Consider the following 11,839-nt stretch of genomic DNA (forward strand, 5'->3'; position numbering starts at 1 on the left):
CGCCAGCCGAAATGGCGCGGAATGATTTGCGGGCTTCCGTCTGCCCGGCTCGGTGCGTTGCACCGGTGTCTTTTATATAACGCGCCTGCCGGCGGCGCAAGCGGGGTGGCTGTACTTGGGGTTGGAATGGACAAACTACTATCGCCAGCGCGATCGCTGCGAAAATGCGCGACACCGCCCAACCGATAACACGCCTGCTGGGTATATTGAACCAGACTGTCACCGTGCTCACACCCTCACGGAAGCGGCTGGTTGAGTGCTCACATCAACGCGCAGATACCACAACCCTCACCGGGCTAGGTGGGGCCGATCAGTGGCCCCTACTTTTTAAGAAATAAAAGAGCGACAAAAAACTAAAACTGCGTCATCCCCCCATCGACCACAAACTCCGCACCGGTGACATAAGATGCATCACTGGACAACAAAAACGCAGCGACAGCAGCCACTTCTTCCGGGCGACCAAAACGACCCAAAGGCACCTGGGCCTCAATGGCTTTGCCAAACTCCGCGATAGTGGCCTGGTCGAGCCCGGTCCGATCGAAAAAGTTGGTGCCAATGGGGCCCGGACTGACAGCATTTACCCGTACGCCCCGCGGCGCCAACTCTCGCGCCAGGGATCGGGTCAGGGTGCGCACCGCGCCTTTGGTAGAGGAGTAAATGGCCATATTCTGGGGCGCACTGTGGCGCGCCACCGAGGTGTTTAATACCACCGCGGCATCAGCCTTCAGCAATGGCGTCAATGCCTGCACCTGCAGTAAGGGCCCGCGCACATTGACATGGTATTGGGCGTCAAACTCCTCAGCGGTGTATTCACCCAGCGGTTGCATTCTGCCGAACCCGGCATTGAGGAAAGCACCGTCTAAGCTGCCCGCCCGCTTCTCGACTTCTCGAGCCAGTTCCACTGCAGCCTCTGGCAAGCCGGCATCATTGCTAATCGCCGCGGCGCCCTCGATACTGCGCTCGACCTCTGCGAGGCGCTCGGGATTGGTGCCGGTAACTATGACATTGGCGCCTTCCTCGACAAGTCGGTGCACGGTGGCCAGGCCAATACCGCTGGTACCGCCGGTGACTAACAATGTTTGGTTTTCAAAGCGTTTCATAATTGCGATCTCCAGGATTGTTTAACGGTGACGGGGTCTCCCGCCAACCACCTTGGCCAGCATATTATTGGTTGACACAATGAGAATAAACAGTGATATTTTCAATTTATTAATCTAATTATTAGAACAACCAGAATAGGATTAACTGATGAATCGTTTTGATGCCATGGAAGTTTATGTGGCGGTGGTGGAAGCCGGCAGTCTCAGCGCCGCCGCCGAGCGCCTCAACCTGGCAAAGTCGGCCGTCAGCCGGCGCATCGCCGAACTCGAAAACCACCTGGGCGTGCAACTGCTGACCCGCACCACCCGCCGGCAGACCCTGACGGATACCGGCCGGGCTTACTATCAGCAGTGCCTGCGCATTCTCAACGATGTCGCCGAACTGGAGTCGTCTATTGCCAGCCAGACTTCCGCCCTCAAGGGTCGGTTGCGCATCGCCGCCCCGTTGACGTTTGGTGTCTATCACCTGACCCAGGCCATCAACGAGTTTATTGCCAGGCACCCGGCGATCGAGTTCGACCTGGATTTCAATGACCGGCTGATTGATCTGGTGCACGAGGGCTTCGACGTATCGCTGCGCATCGGCAGTTTGGAAAATTCGTCGATGATCGCCCGCCGCCTGGCAGCGATTCACCATGTGGTCTGCGCAAGCCCCAACTATCTAAAGACCCGGGGCAGGCCGCAACACCCGGATGAGCTGCGCGGGCACCGGGTTATCCACTACAGCAACCTGCCGGACAGTTCCTGGCACTACCGCCACGGCGACGGCACCCAGGGCACGGCTGCAGTGCCGGCAAAAATTCTCGCCAACAACGGCGATTTTATTCGCTGCGCCGCCGTCGCCGGTCACGGCATCACTATGTTACCCACGTTTATCGTGCATGAGTCCATCCGCAGCGGCGCCCTGGTGCCGCTGTTGACCGAATACCGGTGGCGGGGCGTAAACGCTTATGCGATCTATCCACCGACACGGCATTTGTCCCTGCGCGTCAGGGCGTTTATCGACTTTCTGGCGGAGAGGTTCAGCGGCACGCCGAGTTGGGACCGGGACTTGCCGGGGCTGGCGTTTGAGGTATAAGGTGGATGCTGTGTTTGCCTAAACCCCCGATGGAAGGCAAGCCCTTGTTTATAACCTTGCTACTGGATAGCGGCTCCAGGACAGAGATTGGTATGACTGAATCAGGCTACAGGACACCACGGGTGTACCACCGCCGGAGCGCCAACCCTTTATGAGTATCACACACTACGTAAAATGTATAACCCCCGCTGCGGCGAAATCAAGAGGAGCACCACCGACAGCGCCAATTTCACACCTCACTACGATGGAGACACCAAGTTGAAGTTAAAACAATACACCATTCTATTTTTAAAAATATTTTCTTGCCTCATACTGCTCGCAGAATATTGTTTGGCCAGCTCAAAAGAATTGGCAGTTGAACAAGCGATTCAACGAATAACAAGTAACCTTATTGTGCAAACCTCTTTTGAAGGAGAGCCTCAATACAAGCCTTTAAACGAGAGAATGAAACACTACAACACCCCGGGCGTCAGCATCGCCGTTGTGGAAGACTTCAAATTAGAATGGGCAAGAGGTTTTGGGGTAAAAGAAAAGGGCAAGTCAACCCCCGTAACAGATACTACGCTATTTCAAGCTGGTTCTATCAGCAAACCGATATTCGCCGTCGGTGTAATGAAGCTTTTTGAGAGCGGCAGGTTTGAATTGGATGAAAACATAAACAACATCCTTACGAGTTGGAAAGTTCCCAGCAACGGAAGCTGGAGTCCCGTCGTTACCTTGAGGCACTTGCTTAGCCACTCAGCAGGAACAACCGTCCACGGCTTCCCGGGGTACACGACAAGTGAGGCAATTCCCAGCTTAGTCGATATTTTGAATGGCTCGGCACCGGCAAATACCGATCGGGTAGAAGTAAACATTATACCCGGCATCAATACACGCTACTCGGGGGGAGGCACCACCATCGCTCAACTGGCAGTCATGGATAGGTTGCAAATGCCCTTCCCGGAAATAATGAGAAAAACTGTTTTCGAGCCGTTAGACTTGAAAAACAGTACATTTCAGCAGCCTCTCTCCGGCAACTGGAAAAAAAGAGCGGCTACGGCACACCCATGGAAAGGCAGAAAAGTTGAGGGAAAATGGCATATCTACCCTGAAATGGCCGCCGCAGGGCTGTGGACAACACCCAGCGATCTGGCGCTTGTCGGGATTGAGATACAAAAAACACTAAGAGGGAACCACAAAAGTTTACTGAGCGATAAAGCGGTTAAAGAAATGTTATCGCCGGTTGTTTCTCAAGACATTGGTATCGGCTTTTTCCTGTCCGGCGATAAAAATTCCGCAAAATTTGGCCATGATGGATGGGATGAAGGTTTTGTCGCCCGCATGACAATGTTTAAAGAAACAGGACAAGGGTTCGTTGTAATGATCAATTCAAATGAAGGCGCCTCGATTATAAAGGAAATAGAGAATGCAATAGCAAAGGAATACGACTGGCCCGGCTACAACATTGAACCGACGGCCTTCAATATCCCTTTGGAAAAACTAAAATCCTACGCCGGCACCTATAAAACCGAATCAGGGCTGAGCGCAACGTTGACATTACAGAAAGAAAAGCTGACCCTGGCTATTGGTGAACAAAACCCTCTAAACTTGGCAGCCCATTCAGAGACAAGCTTAAGCGTTGTCGAACTAAATACAACCATGAAATTCCTACTTGAAGATAAAAAAGTCACCGGCTTCCATTTGAGCCAAGGCAACAGCGAGACGAAGTTTCTAAAGCAGTGACTTGCGGTGGCCGGCACCTTCTTCAGCAGGTCGTGGCAGATAAGACTTGTCCCACCTGCTGTCGGTCCGGCCTACCATACGCAACTTAAAACCGTGCGGACTTCACATCGACTCTGTTTAAGGTTTTAGCTCCATATCAACCCGATGCATACCCGGCCCCCAACCATCTTTAATTTCGCCAATAGCCACCGCACCATGCTTTGAGAAAAAGCCTCGGGACAAGTGACTCGCTGCAATACTAATACAAGCCAAACCATCTGCGCGGGCGGACTCCATAGCTCGTCTCATAAGGAGTGAACCAATCCCCATTCCCTGCGCCGTCGGCGACAGTAGAATCCAATTTAACCTGCAGCTACCTGCATCGCTGACAAGCAATCCGAATGCCCCGGCAACACGACCATCAGATAGGCAAAGCTCATATCCTGGCGGCTCCTGATCGAGAAACTGTTCGTAATCCAATCGTTCGCCCGGAGCAAAAAATTTGGGGCAGTTTTCGTCAAAAACCGAAAGGCAACACTCTTTCCAATCAGGTGAATAAGGTCGAAACGTTACTTCAGTCTTCATCTGTTCTCCGCAACCAGGGCAGACCTGACAGGCTGACAATACCCGTGTCCACTCTACCGCAATGCGCATGCGTCGTATTTCAGTATAAGAGGGCAAGGAAGCCGGGATTTCCGGCTCACTGCAGGAAAGCAAACAGGAAGTCAGTATAAGGCAAGCACAATAGATGGCAACCCTCAAGCTTAATATAAGCGAGGGCAGTGAACTTATCGCCCAGATTTACTCGAACTGAGAGGTCGGAGAATCCAGATCGAACCGTTCCACCTCCCTTGGAAACGATTTTTTACTGATGGCACAGGCAAACAGTATGCCGCTAACACGATAGCCAGGGTGGTTGCCAGACAAAGTCTACTATCTTTTTCAAAACTTGCTTTTAAACAATTTATCCATAAAGTGTAACCACCGACCAACAACCGGCAGGTGAAGTAAACATGGCCCTACGCGGCGTTATTCTCGATTGCGACAGCCTCGGACCGGACGACCTCGATTTGACGCCACTACTGGGGACCCTGCCCAGTTGGCAGCGCTATCCGGTGACGGCAGCGGCACAAGTCGCCGGGCGTATCAGCGACGCCGATGTTGTTGTCACCAATAAGGTAGTACTCGATGCCGCCCTGCTGGTACAGGCACCCCGACTCAAGCTGGTGTGCGTCGCCGCCACCGGCACGAATAATATCGATGTCGCCGCCGCCCACCGGCAGGGCATCTGCGTCACCAATGTTGCCGGCTACGGCGTCGGCTCGGTGGCACAACATACGCTGACCCTGATGTTGTCGCTGGCAACTCAACTGCCACGCTATGCGGCCGCGGTCGAACGGGGCGACTGGTGCCGCAGCCCTTTCTTCTGCCTGCTCGACTACCCCATTGTCGAATTGGCGGACAAGGCCCTGGGCATAGTCGGCTATGGCGCTATCGGGCAAGCCGTAGCAAAGCTGGCGCGGGCGCTGGGTATGAGGGTGCTTGTCAGCGCTCGACCCGGCGCCGAAGTTCCCGTGCCCGGACGCCTCCCCTTTGCACAGGTACTCGCCGATGCCGATGTCGTCAGCCTGCACTGTCCGCTGACCGAGACCACTGCACAACTGATCAATGCCGAAACGCTTGCGCAAATGCGGCCCGGTGCCTTTCTGATCAATACGGCACGCGGCGGACTGATCGATGAGTCGGCCCTGGCGGCGGCGCTAAAGCGCAGAGCACTGGCAGGCGCCGCACTCGACAGTATCAGCGTGGAGCCGCCTCCCGCCGATCACCCAATGCTCGCCGGTGACATTCCCAACCTGTTGCTGACGCCGCACTGTGCCTGGGGCAGCCAACCGGCGCGCCAGCGCCTGGTGGGGGAACTGGCAAACAATATAGAAGCGTTCAAACAAGGTACACCACGCAACCTCGTCCTGCCCTGATTGGAGTGGATCGCGCAGGCGCGCCCAATTTGACAGGTACCTGCCGGCAAAAACTGATTTTGGCATCTATTGTCACGCAACTGACATCAAGGTTTCATATAGCCGACATACATGGTGGTTACGGTAGCCCCAAGTTAGCAATCGAGGGTGCACTGTGAATCCGACCCACACAGTCCGCTGCCGCACAGCCTGGCTGTCGGACATTCATCTCGGCAATAAAGATTGTAAAGCCGCCTACCTGATCGACTTCCTCCGCCGCCTGGACTGTGAACGCCTCTACCTGGTCGGGGATATTGTGGACCTGCTGGCAATGCGACGGCGAGTGCACTTCAGCGGCGACCACTATCAAGTCTTGTGCGAAATTCGTCGCCTGGCAGACGCGGGGACGCAGGTGATCTATGTGCCCGGCAACCACGACGCCGAACTGCGGGATTTCGTCGGCTCCAACTTGTTGAACATCGAAGTACATCGACAATTCAACCACGAAACTGTGGACGGCCGCCGCCTGCTGATTATCCACGGCGATGAACTGGACCATGTCGTTGTCTACCACAATTTCATTCGCCTGATCGGCGACCACGCTTATAACCTGATGGCGTTTATGAACCGCTGGGTGGCGCGCGGGCGGCGTCTGCTGGGTTTCAACTACTGGTCGCTGGCCACATATCTGAAAACACATCTGGCCCAGGCCCGCAAAAGCATCGATATCTTTGAACGCGCCGCTGCCGCGCTGGCGGCCAGGGGCGGCTTCGACGGCGTGGTCTGCGGCCATATCCACAAAGCCGAGATCCGCACCATCGACGGGGTGCTATACTGCAACGACGGCGACTGGACGGAGAGCTGTACCGCGCTGGTGGAAAGCGACACCGGCGATCTGCAGATCCTCCACTGGATCGAGCAGCCCTCCACCTTGAAAACACAGCCGCCGCTGGCCGCCGCCGCCTGATAAGATACACTGAGGCGCGGCTACCAAAATAATAATCGCTCGGCGACAGCCGGGCGGATAATTTCCTGGCTCTAAATGAATAAACGTGTTGTGTGGCTCCCGCAGGAACTGCGCCAGTTGCGCCGGCTGTTGCGCCTGGATATTCCCGGCCTGCGCTCCCAGTGCCTGGCTCAAGTGACGGACGGCTCGCGCGCGCTGCCGGTGGAAGCGGTGTCTATCGGCGGCGACTCACCGGGACTCCCGACAGTATTACTGGTCGGCGGCGTCCACGGCGTGGAGCGTATCGGCGCCCAGGTGGTGCTGGCTTACCTGGAATCCCTGCTGCGCCGGCTGCACTGGGACGAGGGCCTGGCCGCAGCGCTGCAAAAGGTGCGGCTGGTTTTCGTACCGGTGCTCAACCCGGTGGGCGTCATACGCCAGACTCGCAGCAACGGCAACGGCGTGGACCTGATGCGCAATGCCCCAGTGGATGCCGAGGAGGCGACACGCTGGCCGCTCGGCGGTCAATACCTCAGTCCGATATTACCCTGGTACCGCGGCCGGCGGGACGCGCCGATGGAGGCGGAATCCCAGGCGCTGTGTGATCTGGTGGAGCGACTCTGGCAGGATACGCCGCTGCTGCTGGCGCTGGATGTGCACTCCGGCTTCGGCGCCGCCGACCGCCTCTGGTTCCCCCTCGCGGGCAGTCGCAAGCCGGTGCCGCACCTGCCGGAGTACTATGCGTTGGAGCGCCTGCTGCGGCGCAGCCACCCGCATCACGATTATCTGTTCGAACCCCAGTCCCACCACTATCTGTGCCACGGCGACCTCTGGGACTATTTGTATTTGAAAGCCCAAACCCAACAGCGCCTGCTGTTGCCGTTGACGTTGGAAATGGGCTCGTGGCGCTGGGTGAAAAAAAACCCCTTGCAGTTGAAAGAATTTGCCGGCATCTTCCATCCGGTCAAACCCCACCGGGTGCAGCGGGTGCTGCGCCGCCACACGGTGCTGCTGGAATTTCTCTGGCACGCGGCACTGTCGCGCAATAACTGGCTGCCCGACGCTCGACAACGCAGCCGCTGGCGGCGCGCAGCCAACCGACACTGGTACACATCGGACAGCGGCAACAGCCGGGCAGTTTGACGATATCTGTATATACTAGTAAGACGCGCGATAAATAAAAAAACGGACGAAAGACATGAGTGATACTCTTCAGTATCCTAGAATCCTTGCAGTTGACGATATCGAAGAGAATTGCCTGCTGATCGAATATCTGCTCGACGACCTGCCACTGGTCGTAGACCGCGCCACCTCGGCGGCAGCGGCGTTGCAGAAGGTCGACAAGAACGACTACGCGCTTATTATCATGGATGTAAAGATGCCGGAGATGGACGGCTTCGAATGCCTGCGGCGCATCCGCGCCCGCGAGGCCCATCGGATTATTCCGGTTATTTTCCTGACCGCCTCCCAGCACGACCAGGCAGCCATTGAAGAGGGTTACAGCGCCGGCGCCATCGACTATCTGGTCAAGCCCTTCGACTCAACGCTGCTGGTCCGCAAGGTGGAGTCCATCGTCAATGTCTACCGCAGCAGAAAAGAGCTGGAGCAACACCGGCAAGGTAGCATTGACCAGCAAAAAAGTGACCAGCAAAAAAGTGACCAGCAAAAAAGTGACCGCTTAAATACCGATAGTCTGCTCGACAATACCGCCGATGGCATTCTCGGTGTCGATCAGGATAATATAATCACCTACGCCAATACCGCGGCCAGCGTCCTGCTGACGGAGACCAAACAAAACATTATCGGCTCGCCGGTGAAGCAGTATATCGCCCCCAAGCTGTCGGATGCCGACTGGCAGCGCTCCAGCTTCTGCCGCATCTTCAAAGAGGGTCAATGCAACCAGGAGTTCGACGAAGTGTTCTGGCGCAACCGGACCACCCCGTTTCCGGTGCAGTACACCCAGGCCACCGTTTTCGAAGGCAACAACCCCGTCGGCGGCGTTATTTCCTTCCAGGACATCAGCGAGCGCAAACTGACGGAGTACCAACTGGTCAGCCTGGCCAAGTACGACCAGCTTACGGGTGTGGCCAATCGCACCAACTACTGGGAGTTGTTGAGCAACGCCATCTCCAACGCGACGCGCAAACAACACCGGGTCACGGTGCTGCTGATCGACCTCGACCGGTTCAAAGACGTCAATGACCGCCTCGGTCACGACGCCGGTGACAATATCCTGATCGAATCGGCAAAGCGCATAAAGAACTGCCTGCGTGAGACCGATGTCGTCTGCCGCATGGGCGGCGATGAATTTGCAGTGCTGATACCCCGCCCCAAAGACGACGCCGAAAACCTGCATGTAGCCCAAAAGATACTCGCCTGCCTGACCCGCCCCTATCGCATCCAGGGTCAGCGGATACAGATCGGCGGCAGTATCGGTATCGCCAGCTATCCGAAAAACGGGACGGATGCCTCCACCCTGACCAAATCCGCCGATATGGCCATGTACACGGCCAAAGCCGACGGGCGCAACTGCTATCGTTTCTTTGACGATGAAATACAGTTGCGGATCAACAGGCAAATCGAAACCGGCAACGACCTGCGCCTGGCGATTGAAAACAATCGCCTGCAACTGGTCTATCAACCGAAATTTGATCTCAAAAGTTTTGAACTGATCGGCGTCGAGGCGCTATTGCGGTGGCAACATCCGCAGCACGGTTTTATTCCGCCCTCAATATTTGTGCCTATCGCCGAGAATTACGGCCTGATAGACACCCTCGGCGATTGGTGTTTCAAAGAAACGATCAACCAGGTCAACCAGTGGTATCGGCAGGGCCTGATCGGCGCCAAATTTTCCATTGCCGTCAATGTATCTGCCGCGCAGCTGCGGACACCCGGCTTCGCCAGTCGCTTTATCCATCAACTCGATCAAAACCAGGTACCGGGCGCTTCTATCGAAGTGGAGTTGACAGAGACGGCGATCATGGAAGAGCCGGAAGTCACATCGGAGGAACTGGCCGAGCTGCGGCAGGCCGGCGTAAAAATATCAGTGGACGATTTCGGCACCGGTTATTCATCCCTCAGCTACCTGAAGCGCCTGCCTCTGGACATACTGAAGGTGGATCGTTCTTTTGTCGCCGATATCGGTCACGATGAAAACGATGAGGCCATAGTGCGAGCCATTATCCAGCTCGCCCACAGTATCGATCTGCAGGTGGTGGCCGAAGGCCTTGAAACCAAAAGCCAACTGAAATTCCTGCAGGGGTTGAACTGTGACTTTGCCCAGGGCTTTTATTTCAGTAAACCTCTGGCGGCCAAGGAAGTGGCGGGCCTTATACAACGGGACAAGGCACTGAGGCAAGTCAAGCAGGACAAGGTATTGCGCAAATGCGGGCAATACGCCGAGCGCGGCAATCAACAGGCCAATGCCTGACAGCGACCGATCTTGACTAAAAATACTGGGGATAGGTCTGCCCTCACCAGAAAATCACCAATACGCCAAACATTGCGACTAACAGCCCGGCCGCCAGATAACGGTAGTCCCGATAAGCTTCCGGTGTTGCCGGTTGCAACAGCGCCGGATGGTATACCAGGCCCTGTAATTGTTCCGCTGTGGCCCTGCCTCCCCAGCGGCTGGCGATAACAAAAATAACGCAGCTCACAGCAAACATAAGACCTACATTGATAGAGAAGTGAATCGTCCAGATCTCCAGCCTGGCGAGAATAAAAACCACCATCCCCAACGCTGTTCCCAGCAACAGCGTAACCAGGGCGCCGGTTCCATTGCCTTTGGGGTAAAAAACCCCGAACAGGAAAATCGCCGCTATAGGGGGCACCACAATGGCAAAAACCTGCTGAAGGTAGTTCCACAGGCCGCCGAAGTTGCCGATCATAGGCGCCCAGACGGCAGCCACGGCCATCAGCGCAAAGGTTGCGATACGACCGTATCCGGCAATCTGTTTTGGCGTGGCATTGCCCAGTCGCGGCTTCAAAAAATCCACGACTATTAAGGTGGAGGCGGAGTTGAGGGTGGAGTCCACGCTCGACATAATCGCCGAGATCAGCCCTGCCAATACAATCCCCACAGCACCGACCGGCAGCAGTTCGATCACCAGAGTCGGGAACACCATATCCCGCGCGGCAATGCCGGGCAGCACACTGATCGCCATGGCGCCCGGCAGCACCATGATAAACAGCGGAATTATTTTCATAAAACCGCCCAGCATCACTCCCCAACGGGCGTGGCTGACATTCTTCGCCGCCAGCACCCGCTGGACGATATATTGATTGGTCACCCAATACCAGAAGCCCAACACCGGCACACCGATCAGGGTACCGAGCCACGGCAGGGTGGGATCGTCGAGTGGTTTGATCACCGAGAGATGCCCCGGCGGCACCGACGCCTGCAGGACAGCCCAGGAAAAACCCATTTCCCGAAACAATAGATAAGTCAGGATGCTGCACCCGACAATCAGGATAACGGCCTGCAGCGTGTCGGTGTAGACCACCGCTTTCAACCCCCCCACAGCGGTGTAAAAACCGGCAAACACCGCCAGCGCCAGCGTGGTTTGCCACAAGACGAGTTCGGGGAAAAAAACTTTCAACACGATGGCGCCGGCGTAGAGCCCGCCGGCGGTATCCACCACAATGCTGATAAAAATGGTAATCAGCGAAAACACGGTGCGCGAGCGACGGTCGAAACGCAGCTCAAGAAACTCCGGCACCGTGGTAATCCGGGCTTTCAGGTACAGGGGCACAAAAACGGCCGCCATTAAAATCAGCGGCACCCCGGCCATCCACTCATAATTGGAAACGGCAATACCGGTGCTGTAGGCGGAACCCGACAGGCCGATCAGGGTGGTGCTGGAAATATTGGAGGCGAACAGGGAAAACCCGATAAACGCCCAGGTCAGTGAGCGCCCGCCGAGAAACAGGTCATCATCGGTTCTGGTTTTTAAACCGACCCCAATCCCGATCGCCAGCACGACCAGAAAGTAGGCGCCGATAATCCAGAGATCGACACTGCTGATATTGGCAGCCATGGGATAGGTGCTTA

9 protein-coding genes are annotated in these 11,839 nt (G+C 56.0%); 6 read left to right on the forward strand and 3 right to left on the reverse strand.

Annotation, left to right across the window (positions count from 1 at the left end; translation table 11 throughout):
* Positions 1 to 353: 353 nt before the first annotated feature.
* Positions 354 to 1,100 (reverse strand): SDR family oxidoreductase, encoded by a 747-nt coding sequence (locus tag FKG94_RS16760; RefSeq protein WP_142905475.1) that lies wholly within the window; start codon positions 1,098 to 1,100, stop codon positions 354 to 356.
* Between the two features lie 148 nt (positions 1,101 to 1,248).
* Here FKG94_RS16760 and FKG94_RS16765 point away from each other — a divergent pair, with 148 nt between their 5' ends.
* Both FKG94_RS16765 and FKG94_RS16770 read left to right on the forward strand, forming a co-directional pair.
* The gene (locus tag FKG94_RS16765; RefSeq protein ID WP_142905476.1) at positions 1,249 to 2,178 is read left to right on the forward strand and encodes a LysR family transcriptional regulator; all 930 of its coding nucleotides are present in this window, start codon (positions 1,249 to 1,251) and stop codon (positions 2,176 to 2,178) included.
* Positions 2,179 to 2,436: 258 nt separating this feature from the next.
* Positions 2,437 to 3,903 (forward strand): serine hydrolase domain-containing protein, encoded by a 1,467-nt coding sequence (locus tag FKG94_RS16770; protein WP_179957685.1) that lies wholly within the window; start codon positions 2,437 to 2,439, stop codon positions 3,901 to 3,903.
* A 117-nt stretch (positions 3,904 to 4,020) separates the two neighbouring features.
* Here FKG94_RS16770 and FKG94_RS16775 read toward each other — a convergent pair whose 3' ends face one another.
* Positions 4,021 to 4,467 (reverse strand): GNAT family N-acetyltransferase, encoded by a 447-nt coding sequence (locus FKG94_RS16775; protein WP_142905478.1) that lies wholly within the window; start codon positions 4,465 to 4,467, stop codon positions 4,021 to 4,023.
* 428 nt (positions 4,468 to 4,895) lie between these two features.
* Here FKG94_RS16775 and FKG94_RS16780 point away from each other — a divergent pair, with 428 nt between their 5' ends.
* The 4 genes from FKG94_RS16780 (at position 4,896) to FKG94_RS16795 (ending at position 10,216) form a co-directional block, all read left to right on the forward strand.
* Positions 4,896 to 5,861, forward strand: a complete 966-nt coding sequence (locus FKG94_RS16780) for a D-2-hydroxyacid dehydrogenase (RefSeq protein WP_142905479.1) — start codon at positions 4,896 to 4,898, stop codon at positions 5,859 to 5,861.
* A gap of 154 nt (positions 5,862 to 6,015) precedes the next feature.
* Entirely contained in the window at positions 6,016 to 6,807 is a 792-nt protein-coding gene (locus FKG94_RS16785) for a UDP-2,3-diacylglucosamine diphosphatase (RefSeq protein WP_142905480.1), read from the forward strand.
* Positions 6,808 to 6,882: 75 nt separating this feature from the next.
* Positions 6,883 to 7,929, forward strand: coding sequence for a M14 family zinc carboxypeptidase (locus FKG94_RS16790; RefSeq protein ID WP_142905481.1), 1,047 nt, complete (start codon positions 6,883 to 6,885; stop codon positions 7,927 to 7,929).
* 55 nt (positions 7,930 to 7,984) lie between these two features.
* Complete coding sequence (locus FKG94_RS16795; protein WP_142905482.1) at positions 7,985 to 10,216, forward strand: putative bifunctional diguanylate cyclase/phosphodiesterase; 2,232 nt, start codon at positions 7,985 to 7,987, stop codon at positions 10,214 to 10,216.
* Positions 10,217 to 10,259: 43 nt separating this feature from the next.
* Here the strand turns inward: FKG94_RS16795 and FKG94_RS16800 are convergent, their stop codons facing one another.
* Positions 10,260 to 11,825, reverse strand: coding sequence for a sodium:solute symporter (locus FKG94_RS16800; RefSeq protein ID WP_142905483.1), 1,566 nt, complete (start codon positions 11,823 to 11,825; stop codon positions 10,260 to 10,262).
* Positions 11,826 to 11,839: the final 14 nt, after the last annotated feature.

It is taken from the genome of Exilibacterium tricleocarpae (genome assembly GCF_007004655.1).
Lineage (GTDB): Bacteria > Pseudomonadota > Gammaproteobacteria > Pseudomonadales > Cellvibrionaceae > Exilibacterium > Exilibacterium tricleocarpae.